Source organism: Clostridium sp. AF22-10 (assembly GCF_003478725.1).
Classification (GTDB): domain Bacteria; phylum Bacillota; class Clostridia; order Lachnospirales; family Lachnospiraceae; genus Otoolea; species Otoolea fessa.
This window is the reverse complement of record NZ_QUFZ01000002.1, coordinates 81,025-104,704: the sequence shown is the minus strand read 5'-3', so window position 1 is coordinate 104,704 and position 23,680 is coordinate 81,025. Positions and strand designations below refer to the sequence as shown.

General features: G+C 45.0%; 32 protein-coding genes. All 32 read right to left on the bottom strand.

The features are described from left to right. Positions 1-260 precede the first annotated feature (260 nt). Positions 261-1,535, bottom strand: a complete 1,275-nt coding sequence (locus DWX91_RS01920; protein WP_118472349.1) for an amidohydrolase family protein — start codon at positions 1,533-1,535, stop codon at positions 261-263. Between the two features lie 3 nt (positions 1,536-1,538). Beyond that, complete coding sequence (locus DWX91_RS01915) at positions 1,539-2,498, bottom strand: ABC transporter permease (protein WP_106999892.1); 960 nt, start codon at positions 2,496-2,498, stop codon at positions 1,539-1,541. Next, a complete protein-coding gene (locus DWX91_RS17815; RefSeq protein WP_284525704.1) occupies positions 2,498-3,004 on the bottom strand; it encodes an ABC transporter permease in 507 nt (168 codons plus the stop codon). The genes DWX91_RS01915 and DWX91_RS17815 overlap by 1 nt, the downstream gene beginning before the upstream one ends. Continuing rightward, on the bottom strand, positions 2,919-3,644 hold the full coding sequence (locus DWX91_RS17810) for a hypothetical protein (RefSeq protein ID WP_412693808.1): 726 nt from the start codon (positions 3,642-3,644) through the stop codon (positions 2,919-2,921). Before DWX91_RS17810 ends, DWX91_RS17815 begins: the two co-directional genes overlap by 86 nt. Further along, positions 3,631-4,449, bottom strand: a complete 819-nt coding sequence (locus DWX91_RS17805) for an ATP-binding cassette domain-containing protein (RefSeq protein ID WP_243015351.1) — start codon at positions 4,447-4,449, stop codon at positions 3,631-3,633. The genes DWX91_RS17810 and DWX91_RS17805 overlap by 14 nt, the downstream gene beginning before the upstream one ends. Positions 4,450-4,528: 79 nt before the next feature. After that, complete coding sequence (locus DWX91_RS17800; RefSeq protein WP_412693807.1) at positions 4,529-5,173, bottom strand: ATP-binding cassette domain-containing protein; 645 nt, start codon at positions 5,171-5,173, stop codon at positions 4,529-4,531. Between the two features lie 32 nt (positions 5,174-5,205). Then, positions 5,206-6,378 carry a BMP family lipoprotein gene (locus DWX91_RS01900; protein ID WP_118472351.1) on the bottom strand — a complete coding sequence of 391 codons (1,173 nt, stop codon included), beginning with the start codon at positions 6,376-6,378 and terminating at the stop codon, positions 5,206-5,208. 13 nt (positions 6,379-6,391) lie between these two features. After that, on the bottom strand, positions 6,392-7,465 hold the full coding sequence (mtnA, locus tag DWX91_RS01895) for an S-methyl-5-thioribose-1-phosphate isomerase (protein WP_243017792.1): 1,074 nt from the start codon (positions 7,463-7,465) through the stop codon (positions 6,392-6,394). Between the two features lie 31 nt (positions 7,466-7,496). Next, positions 7,497-8,330, bottom strand: coding sequence for a purine-nucleoside phosphorylase (locus tag DWX91_RS01890; protein WP_118472352.1), 834 nt, complete (start codon positions 8,328-8,330; stop codon positions 7,497-7,499). A 1-nt stretch (position 8,331) separates the two neighbouring features. Then, entirely contained in the window at positions 8,332-8,943 is a 612-nt protein-coding gene (locus DWX91_RS01885; protein ID WP_107000398.1) for a class II aldolase/adducin family protein, read from the bottom strand. Between the two features lie 4 nt (positions 8,944-8,947). Continuing rightward, complete coding sequence (locus DWX91_RS01880; RefSeq protein WP_106999897.1) at positions 8,948-9,760, bottom strand: DeoR/GlpR family DNA-binding transcription regulator; 813 nt, start codon at positions 9,758-9,760, stop codon at positions 8,948-8,950. A 1-nt stretch (position 9,761) separates the two neighbouring features. After that, positions 9,762-10,670, bottom strand: a complete 909-nt coding sequence (locus DWX91_RS01875) for a hypothetical protein (protein WP_118538221.1) — start codon at positions 10,668-10,670, stop codon at positions 9,762-9,764. A 2-nt stretch (positions 10,671-10,672) separates the two neighbouring features. Next, entirely contained in the window at positions 10,673-11,074 is a 402-nt protein-coding gene (locus DWX91_RS01870; RefSeq protein ID WP_118482378.1) for a hypothetical protein, read from the bottom strand. 381 nt (positions 11,075-11,455) lie between these two features. Beyond that, positions 11,456-11,707: a hypothetical protein gene (locus DWX91_RS01865; RefSeq protein ID WP_118472353.1), complete on the bottom strand. Its 252-nt coding sequence runs from the start codon at positions 11,705-11,707 to the stop codon at positions 11,456-11,458. Between the two features lie 531 nt (positions 11,708-12,238). Continuing rightward, positions 12,239-12,754 carry a hypothetical protein gene (locus DWX91_RS01860; RefSeq protein WP_118472354.1) on the bottom strand — a complete coding sequence of 172 codons (516 nt, stop codon included), beginning with the start codon at positions 12,752-12,754 and terminating at the stop codon, positions 12,239-12,241. 47 nt (positions 12,755-12,801) lie between these two features. Further along, positions 12,802-13,455: a hypothetical protein gene (locus DWX91_RS01855; protein ID WP_118472355.1), complete on the bottom strand. Its 654-nt coding sequence runs from the start codon at positions 13,453-13,455 to the stop codon at positions 12,802-12,804. A 21-nt stretch (positions 13,456-13,476) separates the two neighbouring features. Next, positions 13,477-13,794, bottom strand: coding sequence for a helix-turn-helix domain-containing protein (locus DWX91_RS01850; RefSeq protein WP_106999901.1), 318 nt, complete (start codon positions 13,792-13,794; stop codon positions 13,477-13,479). Between the two features lie 449 nt (positions 13,795-14,243). Continuing rightward, the gene (gene rsfS / locus DWX91_RS01840) at positions 14,244-14,612 is read right to left on the bottom strand and encodes a ribosome silencing factor (RefSeq protein WP_106999903.1); all 369 of its coding nucleotides are present in this window, start codon (positions 14,610-14,612) and stop codon (positions 14,244-14,246) included. A 27-nt stretch (positions 14,613-14,639) separates the two neighbouring features. After that, the gene (gene yqeK, locus DWX91_RS01835) at positions 14,640-15,221 is read right to left on the bottom strand and encodes a bis(5'-nucleosyl)-tetraphosphatase (symmetrical) YqeK (protein ID WP_022359429.1); all 582 of its coding nucleotides are present in this window, start codon (positions 15,219-15,221) and stop codon (positions 14,640-14,642) included. After that, positions 15,221-15,571, bottom strand: coding sequence for a hypothetical protein (locus DWX91_RS17795; RefSeq protein WP_412693806.1), 351 nt, complete (start codon positions 15,569-15,571; stop codon positions 15,221-15,223). The genes yqeK and DWX91_RS17795 overlap by 1 nt, the downstream gene beginning before the upstream one ends. Then, on the bottom strand, positions 15,568-15,846 hold the full coding sequence (locus DWX91_RS17790; protein WP_412693805.1) for an adenylyltransferase/cytidyltransferase family protein: 279 nt from the start codon (positions 15,844-15,846) through the stop codon (positions 15,568-15,570). Before DWX91_RS17790 ends, DWX91_RS17795 begins: the two co-directional genes overlap by 4 nt. 50 nt (positions 15,847-15,896) lie before the next feature. Beyond that, positions 15,897-16,193, bottom strand: a complete 297-nt coding sequence (gene yhbY / locus DWX91_RS01825) for a ribosome assembly RNA-binding protein YhbY (protein WP_022359431.1) — start codon at positions 16,191-16,193, stop codon at positions 15,897-15,899. Between the two features lie 215 nt (positions 16,194-16,408). After that, a complete protein-coding gene (obgE, locus tag DWX91_RS01820) occupies positions 16,409-17,701 on the bottom strand; it encodes a GTPase ObgE (RefSeq protein ID WP_118538219.1) in 1,293 nt (430 codons plus the stop codon). Between the two features lie 59 nt (positions 17,702-17,760). Next, on the bottom strand, positions 17,761-18,051 hold the full coding sequence (rpmA, locus tag DWX91_RS01815; protein WP_022359433.1) for a 50S ribosomal protein L27: 291 nt from the start codon (positions 18,049-18,051) through the stop codon (positions 17,761-17,763). 3 nt (positions 18,052-18,054) lie between these two features. Beyond that, positions 18,055-18,384, bottom strand: a complete 330-nt coding sequence (locus tag DWX91_RS01810) for a ribosomal-processing cysteine protease Prp (RefSeq protein ID WP_118472358.1) — start codon at positions 18,382-18,384, stop codon at positions 18,055-18,057. A gap of 5 nt (positions 18,385-18,389) precedes the next feature. After that, positions 18,390-18,698: a 50S ribosomal protein L21 gene (rplU, locus tag DWX91_RS01805; RefSeq protein ID WP_106999905.1), complete on the bottom strand. Its 309-nt coding sequence runs from the start codon at positions 18,696-18,698 to the stop codon at positions 18,390-18,392. Between the two features lie 139 nt (positions 18,699-18,837). Further along, positions 18,838-19,176, bottom strand: a complete 339-nt coding sequence (locus DWX91_RS17045) for a hypothetical protein (RefSeq protein WP_243098948.1) — start codon at positions 19,174-19,176, stop codon at positions 18,838-18,840. A 14-nt stretch (positions 19,177-19,190) separates the two neighbouring features. Continuing rightward, positions 19,191-19,703, bottom strand: a complete 513-nt coding sequence (locus DWX91_RS17040) for a hypothetical protein (protein WP_243098947.1) — start codon at positions 19,701-19,703, stop codon at positions 19,191-19,193. A 365-nt stretch (positions 19,704-20,068) separates the two neighbouring features. Next, positions 20,069-20,611, bottom strand: coding sequence for a hypothetical protein (locus DWX91_RS01795; RefSeq protein WP_118472360.1), 543 nt, complete (start codon positions 20,609-20,611; stop codon positions 20,069-20,071). Positions 20,612-20,767: 156 nt separating this feature from the next. Beyond that, the gene (gene pepT, locus DWX91_RS01790; RefSeq protein ID WP_118538217.1) at positions 20,768-22,087 is read right to left on the bottom strand and encodes a peptidase T; all 1,320 of its coding nucleotides are present in this window, start codon (positions 22,085-22,087) and stop codon (positions 20,768-20,770) included. Then, positions 22,084-22,629 (bottom strand): Holliday junction resolvase RecU, encoded by a 546-nt coding sequence (locus DWX91_RS01785; RefSeq protein WP_118538215.1) that lies wholly within the window; start codon positions 22,627-22,629, stop codon positions 22,084-22,086. The genes pepT and DWX91_RS01785 overlap by 4 nt, the downstream gene beginning before the upstream one ends. Positions 22,630-22,677: 48 nt before the next feature. Continuing rightward, entirely contained in the window at positions 22,678-23,676 is a 999-nt protein-coding gene (locus DWX91_RS01780; RefSeq protein ID WP_118538213.1) for an RluA family pseudouridine synthase, read from the bottom strand. Positions 23,677-23,680: the final 4 nt, after the last annotated feature.

Genomic DNA, 23,680 nt, shown 5'->3' with positions numbered 1-23,680 from the left:
TGATGTCCTCCCTTTTTTGCATCAATGCACAAAAGAAAAACTCATGTATATCAACTGACAGCTATGCATGATACAAAAACTGTCGTCCATCGATATACATGAGTCTCATTATTTAAGATTTGCCAGATTATACAGTTGCTATAATCAGAATGTTGACAAACCACACTTTCGCGCTAACTACTCCCTCATGGAATATTGAATTTACTTGATAAATAGTATCAAATAAAGAATGTGTTGTCAACGGAATTTAACGCTTTTACCTACGATTGTCTCATTCGGGTTATGATCTCATTTGCCTTTTTGTAAACTTCCTTTGGCTCCACCCCAATGAAGAATTTCTGGTCTTCATAGAGGATCTTGCCGTTGATCATGGTCATCTTCACATTCTGTTTGCTTCCGCTGTATACCAGGTTTTTCATCGGGTTGTTGATAGGTTGCATATTCGGCTGGTTCAGATCGATCATAATCAGATCCGCCTTTTTGCCTTCTGCAAGGCAGTCGCAGTCTGTCAGTCCCATTGCTTTTGCACCGCCGGTTACTGCCATTTTCAGAACTTCTTCTGCTGGTACTGCAGATGCATCCCGATCATGAAGTTTTCCCAGTCCCGTCACTAAAAACATTTCCCGGAACATATCCAGGCAGTTGTTGCTGGCTGGTCCATCTGTGCCGATGGCCATATTGACTCCGTGTTTCAAAAATGCCGTAGTGTTGGCGATGCCGCTTGCAAGTTTTGTGTTGGATCCAGGATTGGTTACCGCTGTCAGTCCTTTCCTGCGGAAGAGTTCTATTTCCTCATCGGTAAACCAAATGCAATGATATCCACCGCCCCCATGTTCAAATAAGCCCAGGGAATCCAGATAAGCTGCAGGTGTAGTTCCATGGCGCTGTACACACTCTGCCACTTCCCGTTCTGTTTCTGACATATGAGCAAATACAGGAGCCTTGTAGCGCTGTGACAGCTCGGCAATCTTTTTTAAGAGTTCTTCGGAACAAGTGTATTCTGCATGAAATCCCAGACAATACCTGATCAGCTCATCATATTGGTTGTAGGTATTAAAATCTGCCTCCACTTCCTCCAATGAAGAGGAAAAATCATTGATTCCGCTGACGAGTACACTCCGGAATCCACATTCTACCGATGCTTTAGCCATCATTTCTGTATTCAGATACATATCAAAGCAGGAGGTAATACCGCTGGTCAGGTATTCCATGATTCCCAGTTTGGAGAGCCAGTAGATATCATCCGGCTGTAATTTTGCTTCCATCGGGAAGATCTGCTTTGTCAGCCAGTCCTGCAGCGGCATATCATCCGCATAGGATCGAAGAAACGTCATGGCTGTGTGCGTATGTGCATTTTTAAAGCCCGGCATGATGAGATTTTTTTCTGCATCGATCTCACGGTCCCACACATTGCCGCATTCCTTATGAGGACCTACATATGTAATAGTGTTCCCTTCGACCCATACCTCTCCGTGGATGATATCCATATTTCCATTCATCGGAAGAATCTGGGCATTATAAAAACGAATATTCATGTTCTACCTCTTTCCTTTGTCGTAAATCTCTCCAAGTGCACGAGGAGCACGATTGTATTTTGAGAAGAAAATCAAAAGCAGCATTGTAACGATATAAGGCAGCGTCATGGCAAGATCCGAGTAACTGCTGGGCATCTGCATCTTCTGGACAAGATAATAGCCTCCGGATCGGGCAAAACCAAACAGCAGGCAGGATCCAAGTGTAGGAAGGATCTTCCAGTTTCCGAATATCATGGCTGCAATCGCCAGATATCCGTATCCCACATAGATGTTGGAAGAAAAGTTCGCTGAAATGGAATAAGCAAAGCTGATTCCAGCCAGACCGGACAGAGCACCGGATACAAGGACTGCAATCAGACGGATCCGGGTAACATTCTCTCCTGCTGCGTCTACTGCGTGAGGATTATCTCCACAGGCACGAAGATTCATGCCATAACGCGTTTTATACAGCACATACCAGGCAACAACTGCGATCAGAAGGATCAGGATCTCAAATGGATAGACATCTTTAAATGCGGCTCCAATTACTGGGATGCCGGAGAGCAGCGGAATTGTAAACCGTGCAGACACACCCAGAACAAATTTTTCCGAAGCTGCACCGAACACAAGGCGGTTTAAAAGTTTTGTAAAAAATGCAGTCAGTGACATAGCCAGGATATTGATCACGACTCCGCCAATGATCTGATTTGCCTTCAGACGGATACATAACAGTCCATATAAGAGCGAATACAGCATTCCACCTGCCATGGCACATACAATTGCGAGATAATAAGGAACCTGGGAATTGCTTCCAAAATAGCCTGCAGCCAGAACGGCCACAAAGGCGCCTATAAATGCCCCCATTCCCTGCAATCCCTCCAAAGCCAGATTCGTCACGCCGCTCTTTTCGCTGTAGATCCCTCCGATTGCCATTACGAACAGCGGGATCGCAAAGGATAAACCATCAATCAGGATTCGTTCCATCAGCTGATCCCCCTTTCTGTCTCTTCATTTAACTCTTGTTTCATTCGATTCACTTTGTAACGGATATATACACCGCAGGCGGAAAACAGCAGGATCAATCCGGTGATAACGGATGCGATCTCTGATTCCAGACCGGATGCTGAATTCATGTAGGTACTGCCCTTGCTGATCACTGTGATCAGAAGAGATGAAAATATGATGCCGATGGGATGGTTTCCTGCAAGAAGTGCCACTGCGATGGCATCAAAACCGGTGCTTGGAAGGACGCGGGGCTGAATCGAACCAAAATACCCCAGGTAGTACGTCACTCCTGCCAGGCCTCCTAATGCACCGGAGAACATCATCGCCATGATCATGCTTTTGCCAACATTGACACCTGCATACATGGCCGCTTTTCTTCCAAGTCCCACGCATTTGAGTTCATAGCCAAATACGGTGCGATCTAACACGAACTTCACCAGGACTGCAGTCAGAACTGCAAGAAGGATTCCTAAGGGAATATCCATTTTCAAGTTTCCGACGGGTGTGTCCATCAGAGTCAGGCGGGATGCTTTCGAGACGGCCTGGACTGCCTGGAACCGGATTGATATAGTACGTGTTGATGAAAAAGCTGATCACATACTGGGCCGTATAGTTTATCATGATCGAAGATACGACTTCATTGATATTAAATTTGTATTTTAACCAGCCAATAAGTGCACCGATGAGTGCACCAACGACTGCTCCGACAATCAGTACGCATGGCTTAGCCACCGCTGCCGGAAGGGAACTATATCCGATCACCAGAGTTGTGATAAAACCAGAGGTAAGCATCTGACCGGAGACACCGATATTAAAGAGTCCGGCACACATACCGACTGCTACTGCCAGAGACGCAAAAAGCATCGGAGTCCAGGCATTCATATAACTGGTGAAGTCGGTCAGCATATTCTTATATCCGGCATAACTCGGTTTCGGGAGGAATCCAGCCCCCTGAAGAAGGTTACCATAGGCCGACAGAGGATTCTTGCCAAGCGAAAGAATGATCACAGCTCCAGCCAGAAGGCTTAAGAAAATGGCCGACATGGGAATGGTGATACCCTGGTATTTTTCATTTCCCAGGAGTCTGACAAGCATCTTTTTCAATCTGTGTTTAATTTTCAGCATTTTGGTGCACCCCCATCATAAATTCTCCCACTTCATTTGATGTAAGCGTTTTTGCAGCTGCTATTTTCTGGATTTCTCCATTATATATTACTCCGATGGTATCTGCACAATTCATGATCTCATCCAGCTCTAACGAAATCAGCAGGATTGCCTTTCCTGCATCTCTCTGTCGGATAATCTGCTTATGGATATTTTCGATGGCTCCGATATCCAGACCTCTGGTTGGCTGCACAAAGATCATCAGAGGAGACTGAAGTTCAATCTCTCTTCCAATGATGGCCTTCTGCTGATTACCGCCGCTCATGGAGCGGACAATGGTCTTGTTTCCCTGACTGCTCCGGATGTCATACCGGTCAATCAGTTCATTTCCGTACTGGGAAAATTCTGCTTTATCCAGTACACCTTTATGGGAAAATGGTTCTCGGAAGTAGTTTTTCAGTCCCAGATTTTCCTCCAGGGTAAAATCCATGACCAGGCCGCAGCTCTGCCGATCCTCCGGAATATAAGAGATTCCTTCCAGGGTTCGTTTGCGGATGGAGTAATTGGTGATATCGACTCCATTCAGAAGAATACTACCTGAAGCTGCCTTCTCAACTCCTGCAATCGCATCTGCAATCTCAATTTGACCATTGCCGGATACTCCGGCAATGGCAAATACTTCTCCGCCGTGGACAGAAAAGGATACATTTTTTACTACTTCAAAATGATCCTGATTTTTTACAGTGAGATTCTTTACCTCTAACACAGTCTCCCGGTAATGAGGCTCTGATTTCTCTACTTCAAAAGAAACTTCCCGTCCAACCATCAAATTGGCCATCTGCTTTGTAGAGGTCGTGGCGACATCTAGAACATCGATGAGCTTTCCTCTGTTTAAAATCGCACATCTATCTGCAATTTTTTTTGATTTCCTCCAGCTTATGGGTGATCAGGATGATGGTTTTTCCATCATCTCTGAGGTTGCGGATGATCGTCAGCAGGGATTCAATCTCCTGAGGCGTCAGCACTGCTGTCGGCTCATCAAAGATCAGAATTTCAGCTTCCCGGTACAGCATTTTCAGGATCTCGACACGCTGCTGTGTCGATACACTTGTATTTTCGATCACATCGATCGGATTGACTTCCAGACCGTACTTCTTAGAAAGCGCCTCGATCTCCTGATCTGCTTTTTTTAAATCAACATAGGGAAGGATTCCAAACAGTTTGTCTTTCTTCTTTAAACCCAGAATAATGTTTTCTGTAATCGTGTAATTCTGTACCAGCTTAAAATGCTGATGGACCATACCAATATTGAGTTTTGTTGCGTAGCTTGGAGAATGAATCTGTTCTTTCTTATCCCGGATGAAGATCTCACCTTCATCCGGTTCATACATACCAAATATCATGCTCATCAAAGTTGATTTTCCGGCACCGTTTTCGCCAAGCAGTGCGAAGATCTCACCTTTTTTAATTTGAAGCGTCACATCATCGTTTGCCACGATACCTGGGAAACGTTTTGTGATGTGCTTCATTTCAATGATATATTCCGACATTTAAGCCTCCTCATTTTCTGGTACAGAACGTATTATTTCAATCCTGGGAAATTTTCCGGCTCAATTCCGTTAAAGTTTGCTGCCGGAACGATAGTTCCATCTTTTACAAGTTCATATGCTTCGTCCATCTTCTTCACGGTATCCTCAGACATGCTTTGACGTCCTTCCTCTGTTACATAACCAACAGAATCAGAATCTGCACCTAACAGAGCGTTTGCTCCCTGGAAACCTCCGTCTGCGATAGCATTTAATTGTTTCTCTACGTTCATGCTCATAACTTTCAGTACAGAAGTCAGAATAATGTTATCAGAACCGTTAGCACCATCATCATACTGGTCTACGTCACAGCCTACTACTTTTACATTGCCAGCTTCTTTAGCAGCAGTAAATACACCGTTTCCAGAACCGCCTGCAGCTACGAACAGAATATCACAGCCCTCATCGATGAGAGCTTTTCCAACAACTTTACCGGTTGCTTCATCTGCAAAGCTTCCAACATAGTTTCCACCTACATTTTTATTGGTAACGTCAACGCCTGCGTAAGATGGGATCTCTACGATCTCAACACCGGTATCATATTTCTCATTTGCGTAATTGACACCACTCTCAAAACCGTACTGATAGTTTACATTGCTTGGGTATGCAATACCGGTTACTACAGCTACCTTTTTGCTTTCAGACTCCAGTGCAGCTGCCATTCCCGCGAAGAAACCTCCTTCCTGCTCCTTGAAAGTCATTGCATAAATATTATCACATTCGATGTCATTACCCTCAGAATCGGTCGGATTCGTATCTACAAGGATAAAATCTACATCTGGGTTATCGGTTGCGATGGTTCCGATTCCGGAGAATTGGAAGCCCGGGCATACGATCACATTGTAGTCTGCAACGATATCAGCAACTGCCTGAATAACTGCAGCCGGATCACCGGTTTCCTCGCGAACCGGAGTTACGGTTGCTCCCGGATGAGACTCGATAAATTTCAGGATACCGTTGTAGTTATCCTGGTTAAAGGAGCCGTCATCTACACCGGATGGACTGGTCACGATGGCGATCTTTAAATCTCCATCAGCGTTCTCAGCAGAAGCTGCTGCTGTTTCAGCCGTATTTTCCTTTGTCTCGGCTGTATTATTGTTTCCACCGCATCCTGTCATTAACGCTGCGGATACTGCTACACCTGCTACAATACCAAATAATTTTTTCATCAATCTTTTCCTCCTATTTTTTGTTTTTGCCAAACATATTTGCAAGACTCTCCGTATACGGTGGTCTGCAGATTCCTTTTTCCGTTACAATTCCGGCGAGCAGCGTGTGATCGGTTACATCAAATGCCGGATTATAACATTTGACACCCTCCGGTGCCATCGGTTTTTCATAAAATTTGCTTTTGATCTCTTCCGGACTTCGAAGTTCGATCTGGATATCATCGCCAGTTGCACAGTCAAGATCGATGGTTGAACTCGGTCCTAATACATAGAACGGAATTCCGTAATGTTTTGCAAGGATTGCAACACCACTGGTTCCAATCTTATTGGCCGCATCACCGTTGGCAGCGATACGATCACAGCCTACGAAGCAGGCCTGGATCCAGCCGTTTTTCATTACAATGCTGGCCATGTTATCACAAATCAATGTTACATCGATTCCTGCCTGATCTAACTCATATGAGGTAAGTCTTGCTCCCTGAAGAAGCGGCCTTGTCTCATCTGCAAATACATGGAAATTCATGCCCTGCTCTTTTCCAAGGAAGAGAGGTCCTAAGGCAGTTCCATAGCGGGAGGTGGCTAAGGGTCCGGCATTGCAATGTGTCAGAATTCCGTCTCCGTCCTTAATAAGGCTTAAACCATATTCAGAAATCGCTCTGCACATCTGGCTGTCCTCTTCCTGAATATCCATGCACTCTTTCTTCAGATATCCAAGAATCTCTGGTACAGAAGCATCGCTGTGGCTTGTCACTACCTGCTCCATGCGGTTTAATGCCCAGCTCAGGTTCACTGCCGTTGGACGGGAAGAGTTCAGATAATCCTTATACTCTCTGAATTTCTTTAAAAACTCATCGTAATCCCCGGTTTCAATCGTTCCGGCCAGAACATACATTCCAAATGCCGCACAAATTCCGATTGCCGGTGCTCCCCGGACTTTCAATTCAAAAATGGCATCATACAGATCCTTCGCCGTTCCAAGGGTCAGGTATTCGGTAACCGTTGGAAGCTTAGTCTGATCAATGATGATCACAGCTTTGCCGTCTTCATGCAAGTACACATTTTTGATTGCTTCTGACTGATTGTCCACTTTATCATCTCCTTTGTTTTTTATTCATCACTCAGATCATTTTACCGATTCGAACTATGGATTCCGTAATCAGCTGTTTAAATAACGGTGCAACACGGTCAGCTGTTTCCTTCACTTCCTCCGCACTCAAAGGCTGATCAGTCATTCCGCATCCCAGATTGGAAATGCAGGAAATACCGCAGACCTTCATGCCCATATGATTGGCAGCTATGGCCTCGCATGCGGTGCTCATTCCTACTGCATCTCCTCCAAGTATCCGGCACATTTTTACTTCATGGGGAGTTTCAAAATTCGGACCGGACAGCTGGATATAGGTTCCCTCCTGAAGCGGAATCTGAAGGTCTGCAGCAGCACCCCGGATGATCTCACAAAGGTCCTTACGGTAAATCTCAGACATATCGCTGAAACGCTCTCCCAGCATCTCCTCATTGGGTCCGATGAGAGGAGACGGTACAAAATTACTGATCTGGTCGGTGATCATCATAAAATCACCGGCTTTGTAATCATAATTCACACTGCCGGAAGCATTGGTCAGAAACAAGATCCGGGCCCCCATCATCTTCATGAGACGGGTGGGAAGAACTACATCCTCCATGGAATATCCTTCATAGTAGTGGACACGTCCCTGCATGATTACGACCGGGACACCTCCTACGTATCCAAAGACAAATCTGCCCTTATGTCCGCTGACTGTGGACACAGGAAAACCCTCAATATCATGATAATCCAAAACAGCTTCTACCCGAATGGTATCTGCATAATCACCGAGTCCGGATCCCAGCACCAGTGCCACCTCCGGCTTAAAATTAATTTTGTCTTTAAAGCACTGATAGCATTTTAATAATCGTTCATACGCCTTTGTCATATCAGACCTCCTCGTATTCTTTGATCACAACCGGATGTCCTGAACAGAGTGCAAGATGATAGATCTTTGCAGCATCCTCCACATAAACACTGTTTGTATATGCTTCCGGTAATGTTCCGCCGATAGCCACGACACCGTGATTGGCCATCAGACAGGCATTTTTCCGTTCCAGGATTGGAACTGCATTCAGACCAACCTCTGCACTTCCCTGCTGTGCATAAGGACTTACCTCCAGTTTCCCTTTTAAGAAAGGAATCATTTCAATCAGTACAACTGGAATTTCCTGATGGTTTACCGCAAAACTGCTTGCATAAGGAGAATGTGTATGCACCACCGCATTAGCATGGGACAGGTGACGGTAAATCTCAGCATGCATTTTCCACTCGGAAGATGGCTTGTGTCTTCCTTCGACCAGATTGCCATCCAGATCAATCACTACGATATCCTCTTCCGCCATCAAACTGTAATCATAGGAGCTGGGAGTAATTACGATCCACTGCTTCTCACGAAAGTAAGCACTGATATTGCCGCTTGTTCCGGCCATCAGCTTTTCATCATAGGCCTTTTTCGCTGTCATCAGCACATTTTGTTTCAGTTCCTTCAAATCTGTCATAATCTTATCGCTCATCTCCTTTGGTTTTTGATTTTCTTTCCGCTTTCCCTTCCAGGACAGGGATCTGATGTGCCTGGAACCATTCCCATAGGTCCGGATTGGTTTTTCGGATGGAATGATCCACAACCACCTGACTGAGCTGCTCCAACTCTCCGATCACATACACCTCGTTGCGTCCGATCTTCGTATTGTCCACCACCAGGATCTTATGTTTCGCCTGCTTTAATACCTGACGACGGATATCTGCTTCTTCACGGGTGGAATCTGTAATACCTGCCTCCAGACTGCAGCCGGCACTGCTGACAAATGCATAATTGATAAAGCAGGTTTTCATCTGTTCCAGTACGGTCTGTCCTTCAAACGCTTCCCGATCGCGATTCAGCTCACCGCCAAATAAAATAAGACGAATCTGCGGATTCGCATCAATCTCCTTTGCCACTGCCAGAGAATTGGTCATGACGGTCAGCTTGCCGGGAAAATCCGCTAATTGCTTTGCAATATGAAGAGCCGTGGTACTGCAATCCAGAAAAATGGAACTCTTTTCGTGGATCCATTGCATGCAGAGAGATGCAAGAAGCTTTTTCTCTTCCTGCATCACCTTGCTGCGAACCGAGATGGGAGTTTCATTGCCAAAACCTTCGTTTAAGTAGGCACCTCCGTGAACACGGTTTAATTTCTCCTGTTTTTCCAGTTTTTCCAGATCCTTTCGAACCGTTTCTTCCGTAACTCCCATTTCACGGCTCAGATCCGTCACCATGACTACTTTATTCTTCTCCAGCATGGACAAGATGTATTCTGCACGTTCGATTGCATGCATATTATTGATAGTCCTCACCTTCCAGGTAATTATAGAAAGCGGTATTGCAGAAGCGTTCAACCGGTACAACTTCCAGACCGTCGGAGATTTCCGTCAGTTTTTCAACAACCTCATCTTTATCTTCCGGTAAGGTAAATGGATGAATGGAATACGTATCGTTCGTGATTACGCAATCATAGATCTGATGATAATCAGTCTCCGGCATATCTGTTCTGGTTGAAGAATAAAGCGGCTGCCACCAGGATGCATAGATCAGGCCCTTTGCTTCTTCATTTCCTTCATTTTTCTTTGCGTACGTCTTGATTACTTCGTCAAAACGATTCATATCCTCAAGATTGTCGAACTCAAGCTCAAGGTCATATTCTACTGCATATACCAGTGCAAGATCTTCATATTCTTTTACTTCGTAGGTTGGAGTAGCCTCCGGGATCGGACCCCACTCCGGCAGATACTGGTAAATACTAATCTTCGGCTCAAGCTGAACCTTTGCTGTGATATTCTCGCTGTTCAGGAGCCCCATCAGCTGATGTACATGTTTGATATCAGAATGACCGTACTGTAAGGTCAGTTCCGGTAAAAAGCGGGCACTGTATGCAGCAGATTTTAATCCATATCCGGTGGTTACCTTGTTCTGTACAGCTTCTTTTCCAATCTCTGCCAGTTTGCTGTCATCAAATAAGATAAAGGAATTCCATGCCTGGTCCAGTTTCGCGTAAATGTCTGGATCATTTGACATGCCAAGGTAGTTTCTTGCGTCTCCATTTGCATTGGCAATTGCCATCAGAAGACTGATTTCATCCTCAGCTGTAAAGGCATCTTCTGCAACGACTTTTTTCGCAGTTTCGGAAGTGATGAGGCTGGTATCCAGAGCAGCAGCAACGTATCTGGCATATTCATTCGTCTCATCCATCTTTACCCCATATTGTTCAAGACGATCTTTAATCTTATCTTCCGGATAGCTAAGAGCAAGCTCTTCATAATCAGCAGCAGCCACAGCAGCTTCACAGCAGAAAACCAGGTCATGTCCCCCTCGACAGCCGGTGCCTCATCTCCTGCTACCTTTTTCAGGTCAGCGGAAAAAGCAGCACTGTCCGGATCTTCTTTGATCTGTACATCGAAAAACTCTGCCAGGTATTCTGCCTCATGGGCATCAGCCTCTTTGGTTTCTTCCTGAGCTGCTTCTGTCTCCTGAGCAGCAGAAGTCTCAGCCGGTTTGGTCTCTGCGCCGGTCGGTGCTGCATCCTTTGCACCACAGCCCCCTACCATCGCGGTTGCGGCCATAGCAGCCATCATTACTGCAAGTTTTTTTCTCATCTCTTCTTCTCCTCTTATATGTATTTATTAGTTTTGCTACTAACTAGCAGCTGATTTATTTACATACATTATAAGCACCTTTTATAGGAAAAGCAAGTACTAATCTTTCTTTTTCTTTGTTTTTCTGTTTTTTGTTTTGTTTTTTCACCATAGGATGAGGTTTTCTATGTCACAAAAAGATCCCCCGAAAAATCGAAGGGATCTTTCTAGGAGAGCTGAATTGGAATCCGAGCTTCCAGTTTGCAAGTTTAAGTTCTGATTTAGCTAATCACTTGCAAAAGTAAATTCTGGCAAATCAAAATATCATGATTTTTATGGACGTTAGTTTTGCAAAGTTCTTCAAAACTGGAATTTACTATTAGAAACAAGTTGTTTTATGCTTCATATGCTGATATACCCTTGAATAATGTACTGTTTCACTTCAAATACGTGACCGTAGCAACAACACTTAAGCTTTCGCATAACAACAATTCCCGGCTCGCCCAGAAGTAACTCCAAGGATGATTTTCCCTCACTGGCTGCCACATACGCATCCATCTTCGCCTGTTCCTCATCCGTCAGCTGAATATGCCACCAATTATGTTCCTCATGGCACTTGGGACACGGCTGGTTGATTTTGTAAAGTCTTCCCATAGTCTGATCTCCTTTCGATTTTTTCTGCCCAACTATATCATCATCGAATTCGAATTTCCAATTAGCGGTTTCTGCGGATAACGTTTTGAGTCAAATTTTCGCTCAGACGTTCCTGCCTGAAATCATAAAGCGCTTTATCATAATTCCGGTTTTGGAATTCTTGTGACCCAATCCATTCCGTGTTTATAACCCACTTCAGTACACTATTTTTGAAATTTCCAAAATGGAGCGATTTTAAAAAGTAAGTTTTGAGTTAGGTTTTGAACTCTTTCAGACCGAAATCCTTCTTACCATGAAAAATGGCTACGGAATTGCTTCCGCAGCCGTTGTGCCTGAAAACCGTACCTTGGCACCGTGATCCCTCACAGGTTTTTTACAGGGTGATTTGAAAATCTGCATGATATGCTTTTCCAAAGCCGTCTCCATGAACCGAAACACATAACCCGATAACAAATAACCGATAAGCGATGACAATGAACCGTAACCACTCGTAATTTTTTGTTAGAAGTATGCCCTGTACGGAAATTCTACTTAGATATCCACCTCAAACAGCACCGTCTGATTATAACGATCCAGTGCAATCTGCATTTCCATGATCGTATTGGAGATGCGGTCATATTCCTGCCGGATCAGTTCCGGATCGTAGTTGATATACTTATACTCCGGTGCCGAACCAGAAGAACCGAAGGAGTTGCCATAGACTCGCGTTTTTGGAAGTCTCTTGCGCATATCGTCAAGCACCGTCTTTCTCTTGTTGAGCTGCGCCATCCGGATTAGGATGCCGTCAATGCTCATTTCCTGAGCGCCGACCTGCACTTTTGCGGTGGCATTGGTCAGATTCAATGTGTGCTTGATAGTAAGGATCTTCCTGTCAATCTCATCAATCGTATTCGCAACAGTCATGTAATCATATTCCGGAACGACTGGTTCCTCGTTGACCGCAGCCACGTAAGTACTGGATGTCGATTCCTTGTTTACCCAGAATGCCTTGTCTTCTTCTAGGCTTCTCAGCATCTTATTTGCATAAGCCGATGTAATTTTATGCATGATTTTCGCCTCCCACAATGTTCTTATCAATATAAATAAAAATGATCTCAGTCCCACAGCTCCCAGAGATATCTGGTAAAAAGCTTCATTCCTTCTTTCATACACCGATCTCGGTATGCTGCCAGTTCCTTCTCCGCTGCAAACCATTGGTCCAATATTTCCTTGTATTCCGGCACATCGGACATGGTATGCACACAGTAATAACCTTTATCTTTTTCCTGCTCTTTTTCTTCTTCGGTTTTCAGCTTTTCACCAAACATCCCGTATTTCCGGGTGAAAGCCTCTCTTGCCTGATCATATGCTTCTTCATATGGATTTTTCCGGTGACAGGTTTCCTCGTTTGCCTCCCGAAATAGAAATTCCATATGTTCTAGGATCCGGTTCCATTTCCGCACATTCTCTTCTTCGGTTCCTGTGAAAGATCCCGGATATCCATGACCGTTGATACGTAGATCGTTGAGCATGTTGGGGATGATAACAAGAAACCACTGGTCAATCGCCCAGGCATCACGGTAGCAGTATCCGTAACGCAATCTCTGACAGATGCAGATGATATCTTCTTTCCAACGTTTTATCCATTCCAAGGGGAAAACGTGAATCGGTCCGTAAGTAAGAAAAACAGGACATTCCGGTTTGCGCATCTTACGTTTCCGTTTCTTTCGCAGAATATCATTTAACATAAATTTATGTTCCGATTCCATGTTTCACCGTCCTCTCCGCTATCATTTGTTTCTGATCCGATTGTAAATCATACGGCAACGGATGTCATTCAACCATCGGTTTAAAATTCCCCATAAACGAGGAATATCCCCGTCAATGACGAGGATATCTTCAATCGTAGTATGCAATAATCTACTTAAAATAATGAAGTTGTCGATGCTGGGTAACGATTTACCGGACAGCCATTTGTAAATGGCCTGCGGATTTTCAAACCCGAAAGCTCCCTGGATTTCCCGAATCGTATACCCTTGTTCCAAAAGCAGTCTTCTTATGCGTTCCCCTGTCTCTTCCGGCTGGATTGACAAATACATTGGTTCCATACTTTGCACCTCCATGATTCAGGACCGTGTTTCTTGATAACGTAAATATTCTACCACGGAAAGGACAGACCCACCAGTACCAATCATACTATAGCAGTAGGGAATGTAGGGTTTTTCCTACCACTATTATATGATCTTTTAAAAAAATATCAATATATATACTTATTGCTTTGATACAACACTTCTCAATAAACAAATTGCGTTCGTTGCAATTAGCGTATTCCAACCTTGTAACTCGTTTTATTTCACTATTTTTGAAATTTACAAAATGGAGCGCTTTTAAAAAGTAAGTTTTGAGTTGAAAGGAAAACACTTTATCAGCCTTGTTCACGATAGATGGGAAAACACAGATTTCAAGTTTTTCTCTCTTATTCGCGATAAAAGGGAAAAACCATTTGCAGGTTTTTCCCTTTCTGTTCGTGATATAAAAGGAATGAAACAAAAATCTATTACAATTCCTCCACATTCTCAACTACTTTTCCGTCTCTCCAGATGCGCTCCAGATCATAAAACAGTCTGTCATCGCGGGAGAAAATGTGTACGATCAGATCGCCGTAATCCATCAGGATCCATCCGGCAGTCTGATAGCCCTCGATCTGACGGCACTCATGACCGGCTTTGCCGAGTTCTTCCTCTACATTATCTGCCATTGCCTTTACCTGGCTGGCGTTGCTTCCGTCTGCGATGACAAAGTAATCAGCCAGTACAGATACTCCATGAATATCAATGACGCGAATATCTTCGCCTTTTTTATCTTCCAGCGCCTTTACGGCAAGTTTGGTCAGCTCTTTTGCTTCCACGGGGATTATCCTCCTCATTATTTTATTTAAATCCTGTTAATGTGTCTATTGATGAACATGACGTTCATGATAGTATTCCCAGGTCTGTTCGGTTGTATCATCCTCTGCCGTGCCCGTTTCCTTTAAATAATTGCGAGTGCTGTCCAGAATCTGATACAGCGCTTCGTCCAGATCTTCAAATGCAAGACGGCGGAGCTTCGGCAGATTTGGCGCCTTATCACGGCGCGGTTCGATGTAATCGGCTACGTACAGGATCTTGTCTAACAGGGACATCGCCGGTTTTCCGGTCGTATGGCAGGCGATTGCAGATAAGACCTCTGGATCGGTAATACCATACTTGTGTTCTGCCATCCATGCGCCTAATTTTGCATGAATCACAGCCGGAGCCCGCAGTTCGCCTTCAGTCAGTTCAATGCCGTGCTCCTGGCATTTGCAGATGATAGTCGCATCATCATAGCGCTTTGCACAGTCGTGGAGAAGTCCAGCCATCTCCGCCTGATCCAGATTGGCACTGTAACGCATTGCCAGAGCCATGCATGTGTATGAAACACCCAGCGTATGTTCATAGCGCATCGGGTTCAATTTCTTTTTCAAATGCTTCCGTATCTCTGTAATTCTTTCGTCCATTACACATTTACCTCCTGATACAAGCCGTGCTGTTCGATATATTGACAGACTTCCTTCGGCACCAGGGAACGAACGTCTGCTGCGTGTCCTGCCCGGAAAGCCGCGCGGATCTCCGCCGAAGCGACATCCATTTCACGGCAGTGAAGACGCAGAATATGCGCCTGATATTTCTGGTTTAAATAGGAAATCTGCTCATCCAGCGAACGATCCGCCTCCTCATGCTCTCTTGCTGCCGCCAAAAATGTGACGGCTGGAAGAACATATTCGGGATGATACCATTTTTCAATGTCCATAATTGAGTCTGCGCCCGCGATAAAGAAAAATTCAACATCCGGATATTCTTCTTTCAATAAGCGAAGCGTGTCTGCTGTGTAGGTATTTCCGCCGATCTGCGAAGTTCAAAATCAGACAGCTTAAAATAAGGATACGGCGCGATCGCAGCTGCAGTCATTGCCAAACGGTCCTTTGCCGCTGTGATCGTATGATCCTTTTTATGCGGCGGGATCCTGGAGGGCATATACCAGATGCAGTCAAGATCATATTCTTCATACGCCTGTCTTCCCAACATGATATGTCCATTATGGATCGGGTCAAATGTTCCCCCCATAATACCGATCTTTTTCATCGTCATCCGTATCCTTTCTGTCAGAGATTCATTCGCAGAATGCAGCTCCTTTATTTTGGCAGAACGATCTTACGTTTCTTCTCGTCCTTTGCCTCTTTATAAAGAACAATTTTCTTGCCGATTACCTGTACTACCTGTGCGTGGGTACGCTCAGCCAGAACGGCTGCCAGCTCATTGCCGTCATCGACGCAGTTCTTCAGAATATTCAGTTTAATTAACTCGCGGGCCTCCAGCGCCTCTGCCACAGCAGCGGTCAGTTCTGGCGTCAGGCTGGATTTGCCGATCTGGAAGATCGGATCCATGGTCATCGCGAGACCTTTTAAATAAGCTCTCTGTTTGCTTGTCATAAAATCTATCTCCTGTTAAAATTCAAACTCAGATCCAGTGTGGATTTCTGAGTTTGAAATATTGTAAATGTGTAACTATTCAGTAGGTCTGCGCATTTACTGCGCTGACCGTACGAAAACATGGACCAGCAGGCAAAAATCCCATTGCCGTAGGCAATTTTTAATGGATTTTTGCGCGTGACTGTGAAGGTACTGAACAGTTACGTAAATGTCAATTATTTATAGTAATCAAATTCAAGACCATACATACGAACTGTATCGCCCTCTTCGATGCCAGCCTCTTCCAGCTCAGCCAGAATACCGCTGTCCTTTAAGAATTTCTGGAAGAACTGGAAGCCCTTCTCAGAATCAAGGTTTGTGTAACCAAGCATCTTCTCGATCTTCGGTCCTTCTACCACATAAATACCATCTTCATTGCGTTCCACGGTATACGGAAGATTCTCGCCCTGATACTGGTACTCAAATTCTTTTTCGAAAATAACTGGCTTGCGGTCAACCGTTTTCAGCAGATCATTTACATGGTAAAGGAGCTCTTTTACACCCTGTCCGGTAACTGCAGAAATGGCAAATACCTGGATGCCTTCCGGCTCAAATTCGCGTTTTAAGCGCTCTACCGGGTCTTCCCAGTTCTCTTCGCCGGTATTGTAAATCGAATCTACCTTGTTGGCAGCAATCACCTGCGGACGCTCTAAAAGCGACGGATTATATGCTTTTAACTCCGCATTGATGGTACGGATATCTTCAACCGGATCACGTCCCTCGACGGATGCCGCATCCACAACATGAACGAGAACCTTGGTTCTCTCGATATGGCGCAGGAAATCATGTCCCAGACCGATTCCCTGGGAAGCACCCTCGATGAGCCCCGGAATATCTGCCATGACAAAGCCTTGTCCATCCTGCAGATCAACCACGCCAAGATGCGGGTTCAGCGTCGTGAAATGATAATTGGCAATCTTCGGACGTGCATTGGAAACGCGTGAAAGCAAGGTCGATTTACCGACGTTCGGGAAACCAACCAGACCAACATCTGCGATTACCTTTAATTCCAGCTGTATCCAGAGTTCCTGTGCCGGCTGTCCCGGCTGTGCATACTTCGGAACCTGCATCGTCGAGGTCGCAAAGTGCATATTTCCAAGACCGCCCTTGCCACCTTTTAAAATCACTTCTCGGCGGTTCTCGCCGGACATATCCGCGATTACCTTACCGGATTCAAAATCCTTGATAACGGTTCCTTCCGGAACCTTGACAATCAGATCCTCGCCGTCTGCTCCGTGACAGCGGCGCTTTCCGCCCTGCTCTCCGTCGCCAGCCACATATTTGCGGACATGACGGAAATCGGTCAGGGTATTCAGTCCGTCGTCCACTTCAAAAATGACATCGCCGCCGCGACCGCCATCGCCGCCGTCCGGACCGCCAGCAGCTACGAAAAGTTCCCGGCGGAAGCTGACATGACCGTCGCCGCCTTTTCCGGATCTGATATAAATTTTTGCACTGTCGGCAAACATAAATACCTCCTTCTGATCTGAAAAAAGCTCCATACAATCCGTATGGAGCTTCTTTATAATTATTCGTTAATTGTTCTCGGGTAAACAGAAACCTGCTTTTTGTCTCTGCCCTTTCTTTCAAACTTTACGACGCCGTCAACCATAGCGAATAATGTATCATCTCCACCGCGTCCTACGTTCACACCTGGATGAATCTTGGTTCCGCGCTGTCTGTAAAGAATGTTGCCAGCTAATACGAACTGTCCGTCTGCTCTCTTCGCACCAAGTCTCTTGGACTCAGAATCACGACCGTTCTTTGTGGAACCAACACCTTTTTTATGAGCGAATAACTGAAGGTTCATTTTAAACATGCGTTACACCTCCCTGAATCGAATTTTAATGTATTTATCTCCATAACTCTCCGCGATATCGGTAAGTCCAAGTATCAGCGAATCCATCAGGAGTTTTGATTCCGCACTTACAGTACCGGTAAAATGAAAAATAAACTGACCTGTCTTTTCATCCACACTGCCCTTAAAACTGTCATCGGTAAATTTCTCCACCGAATTAGCCATATTGACAGTCAGAACGGATACAGCCGCACAGACAATATCTTTGCCGTACTCATCATATCCAGCATGTCCCTTTACTTCCACTCCCGTGGTACATCCTTTGGAATCGGAGTATACGTCTACTTGAATCATTTCAATTAAGCGTTGATCTTTTCGATCTTAACTTCTGTAAAGAGCTGTCTGTGACCATTTTTCTTATGGTAGCCAGTTTTTCTCTTATACTTGTAAACGATAACTTTTTTGCCTTTGCCTTCTTTAACAACTGTTGCGGATACAGTAGCACCCTCAACGGTCGGGCATCCGATCTTCATCTCACCGTTGTTAACAGCCAGAACCTGATCGAAAGTAACAGCTTCACCTGCAGCAGCACCGAGTCTCTCAACTTTGATTACATCGCCCTCGGCAACCTTATACTGCTTACCACCTGTTGCAATAATCGCGTACATCTGATGGCACCTCCTATTATCATTACTCGCCAGCTATGGCGGCTTACGCACTTTTAGCCTCGCTGTGCGGCACACTTAGATATTCTAGCATCGGAATATGGATCTGTCAACGGTTTTTTCTTGAATTTAGGAGAAAATTTTAAACCAGTGTTACGGATAAAGCTGCTTTTTCCAAGTCCTCATAAGTACCACCAAATTGTTCAAGGGCTTGTTCCTTTGTTAGTATGCCTTTTTCAATCAGGTTTAAAAGTATTTTAGCCTCACCAACCTTCTCCCCTTCTGCAAACTCCGCCTTCCGTATCAATTCCGTTTCCCTCTTCTCGTCATACTCAAAAATACACACCTCTATCGCCTCCGCTCGATTCTTCCTCAGAAACTCTGCCAATATATTTTCATCAATACATTCCGTCACAGCCTTTTCAGCTGCCTGATTGATATCTTTGTATTCAATCGCATACCGCCGTATTTTATGAACCAACAGCATATACTCTTTCAACAACCGGCAGGTCCCAGGATCTCCAGATTTTTATCCAGATTGATATTTAAAACCTTCACAAGCAATTCCAGCTCAGGATGTTCTGTCTTCTGCATGAACGAATGTGACAATTTAAGCAGACCCTCCGCCTCCCGCTCTTTTTCTCCATTGTAGAATACTACAAAATGCGGTGTCGGCAATTCCACCAATGCCGATGCGTACAAGGTCTGGTTCCGGACCAGCATCTGGTACTCTTTTGCCACATAGAACAGAAAACGCAGTGGCATATTCGGATTCCATGTCGATTGATGTTCATATAAGTTTAACTGCATATCCAGCAAAAATGCCTGATCGTTTTTCATATTCATATATACAGCATTTTTCAGCGTCACAATCTCCAATTCTTTCGGATCTGTATAATGCGAATGATTCACTGCATTGTACAGACTCAGCAGATTCTCCCTTGTGCTGAACAGCATCCGGAACAGCGTGTCCTTGTGATTTCTCCGCACCCTCATTAAATTCCCCATAATTCTCCCCTTTCTGACAGGAGAATCTGGCTTTTCTGAGAATCCCCTGCTCTTTCGTATTGCCAATTTGGATAAGCATAAGATTTCTCAGATTAATAATTAGAATATAAGATTGCTTGAATTGCAGATAAAGAAATATATATGCTTGATGAGTCAAATGTAACACATCTGGTTCGGATATGCAAGTACGAATTTTGCAACTATTTATTCTGTAAATACGCACAAACATATAACGGGTGTATTTCCTGTATGTGAAATGATACATACAATATAGCTAAAAGCGATTCTATATATTTGTGCAAAAATAAGGAAATATTTTTCAAAACCATATTATGCATAAACATATTTGTATACACTTGGAGATTTTAAACCTGGTAGCGGGGGAAGGGGAAAATAGCAACTATCTTTAAGCCAGTTCCATTAAATGATTGATATAAAATTTCATCTAAAAAAACATAATCTAGTTCGTTATCAATGTCTGCAACAAAAAAATGTTCCAGATTGATGGGTATTTCTGTCGCTGCTCTGGTTAGTGGCTGCTCCGTTTCCTCTGCTGCGGATACATTGTTTATAGGCTGCATATTGGATAACGCTTTTTGTGACAATGTTTCATTTGCGCTGACGCTTCTATTTTTACTGGTATGACTGGTAATAAGGTACATGAGAGTGAATCCACCAAAACAAATCATAAACGACTGCCATCTGAAAAAGTTTACATGAAAATTCCGATTAAAAAATAGATTCAAACACACCCCAGCAAACGCACCACCCAGACCAAACAGAAATGCTTTGTTTGAGAGCGAAAAATCAAGCGGAATTGTATCCGTTTTTTTCGTTAGCTTTTTAGCACAAAAATATCCGATTCCATAGAAGTCTAAAAAATATAAAATATCCAGTATGAAGCTCATCCTGTTTCCATAATAAATTTTATAATAGAAATAATGAAATGGATTCCATTTAACAGAAAAATTGATATTGACTTACCAGTCATGAAAGTAAACAGGCAATTTGCACTATTATATAAGGGCAATTTGCCTGTTTAAAGGATTGTCTTTATTTCATAATCACTCTACACTGCTTCTTATGACAGCAAACTTTTTCCCAATCTCCACTAGAACCCTGGACGTCTTCTCCAATGACGCCACCGGAATAAATTCATATTTTCCATGATAGTTATATCCGCCGGTGCAGAGGTTCGGGCACGGGAGCCCCATGTAGGAGAGGCGGGCGCCGTCGGTGCCGCCGCGGATCGGAACGACCTCCGGCTCGATACCGCAGGCTGTCATCGCCTCTTTGGCGGTATCGATCAGGTACATGCACGGCTCAATTTTTTCTTTCATGTTGTAGTAGCTGTCCGTTACTTCGGCGATCACGGTGCCCTTACCGTATTTGCGGTTCAGGAAATCGGCGGCTTCGGCGAAAAATTTCTTTTTCTGTTCAAATTTTTCATGGTCGTGATCGCGGATGATATAATTTAACTGCGCCTCTTCTACATTTCCGCTCATTTCATCCAGGTGATAGAATCCCTCGTAACCTTCTGTGTACATCGGATTTTCGAAGACCGGCAGCAGGCTCTGAAATTCCATGCCGATGAGAAGGGCATTTTTCATCTTGAGCTTCGCATCACCCGGATGGATGCTGGCTCCCTGAATCCGGACTTTGCCGGAAGCGGCATTGAAATTTTCATATTCGATCTCGCCGATCGGACCGCCGTCTACCGTATAAGCAACCGCTGCACCGAAGTCTTTCACATCGAAACGATCCGCGCCGCGTCCGATCTCCTCGTCCGGCGTAAATCCAATGCAGATCTCGCCGTGCGGGATCTCCGGGTGGCTCAGGAAATATTCTGCCATCGTCATGATCTCCGCCACGCCTGCCTTATCGTCGGCGCCCAGAAGCGTGGTTCCGTCGGTTACGATCAGATCCTGACCTTTTAAGTCGGCTAAAAACGGAAATTCTGAAACTTTCATGACAATCTGTTTTTCTGCATTTAATACGATATCTTTGCCGTCATATGCCTGGACGATGCGCGGCTTTACATTTGTTCCGGTTAAGGACGGCGCGGTGTCCATGTGGGAAATGAAGCCAAGTGCCGGGATGGTGGTTTTCTGTCCAACGCCGGATGCACCGTGAGCAGACGCAGTGCTAAAAGAAGCTTCCGCTTCTTGCGGTGCAGAGGTACTGCCTGTATTATCCGGAATGCGTGCAAACAAGTATCCGTACTCGCTCATCCGCACATCGGATGCACCCATTTCTTCCAGCTCGCGTTTCAGCTCATTGGCTAACAGAAGCTGTTTTTCCGTGCTCGGGCAGGTGTCATATGCCTCGTCTGACTGCGTATCATATGATACATATTTCAAAAAACGTTCTACGACTGTTGTCATGAAAAATCATCCTCTCTTTCTCCTAAATCCCGGCTCAGCGGTTCCAGATAATGGACTAATATATCCCGGTGGCTTTTGATGCGCCACGTTTTATCCATTTCCTCATATGTAAAACTCTTTCGTCCGCCCTGCTGCATCCGCTCCCAGTATGCGTCCAGGTGGAAAAATGGCAGGTAGTAAAGTTCATCCCTCTGTGAAAAATACATAATTAAGAAAGCAATCCCGCCCTGCTCTTCAAATTCCCGCATAAATGCGACCTGATGCGGATGGACGTTCTGCAGTGGAAATGTATCTGCCGCGCATTCTTTCGCATCAAAGCAGACCGGGACGCCCTGAATCGCACCGATGTAATCGACGGTACTCTTCTGGTCGAAATACGCCAGCGTGATATGGCGGCTGGTTTTATCGATCGAGACGGGCGTGATCGGCGTCGGGATTTTCTGGATCAATGCCAGCTTTTTCTCACGGTAAAGATCGTTTGTGTGGTTTATCATATCCTCCAGGGTTGAACCACGAAGTCCCCGGCTGTTCCAAGTCCCCATGTTGTTGCTCCTCCACTTATTTTTTTGATTTTTCGCACAATTTAAAATTTATAGGCGATGATTGGCTGGGCGTTTTGGAGCTGATTTCATCATCTCTTCCATCCGCTTCATCTCCGCCGGCATAGGCGCGGTAAATTCTTTGCCCGCCAGATATGAAAGCGGCCCGGAGATCGTTTCCGGCATTACCAGCCGCCATGCGTGAAGCATCTGCGAACGGACGCCGAAGCGTTTTTTCACTTCCTCATTGACCCGGGGATCGCCGTACTTTGGATCCCCGGCGATCGGGTGTCCGATGGAAGCCAGGTGGGCGCGGATCTGGTGGGATCGTCCGGTGATCAGATGAACCTCCAGAAGGGTATATCCATTTCCAGATATCAGCGGTCTGTATGCAGTCCGGATCGGCAGACTTCCAGGGGTCTCCTCTTTTCGGATCGACACCTGATTCGTCTTTTCATTTTTCGTCAGCCATCCCTCGATGCGGGCTTCGCCTTTTACGATTCCCCGCACGACGCAGACATAATATTTTCCCAGACTCCGATCCTTGATGACTTCGGACATGATCTGCAGTCCCGGCAGGGAACGTCCAGCTGCCACGATGCCGCTTGTGTTGCGGTCGAGGCGGTTGCAGACGGACGGACGGAAGCACGCCAGGTCCTCTTTCTTTAATTTGCCGGAATCCAGCAGATAGTCGATCAGGTATTCGACCAGCGATTCATCCGTCTCTTTCGCTTTCTGGGACAGCATTCCAGATGGCTTATTGATCAGTAAAATATGTTCGTCCTCATAGACGATATCGAGCTTTTTCTTTTGAACCTTCTGAATCTTCACTTCCGAAAACTTCTCGATCGTCTCCTCTGCCAGAAACAGCTTGATCTCATCGCCCTCGGTCAGATGTTCGGAACCGTCGCATTTTTTTCCGTTCAGGGTAATATTTTTCTTCCGCATCATTTTATAAATGAAGCTTTTTCCCGCCAGATTCAGATATTTTGCCAGCAGCTTGTCCAGGCGCTGCCCCGCCTCATTTTTAGATACTGTCAGCATCCGCATGGCT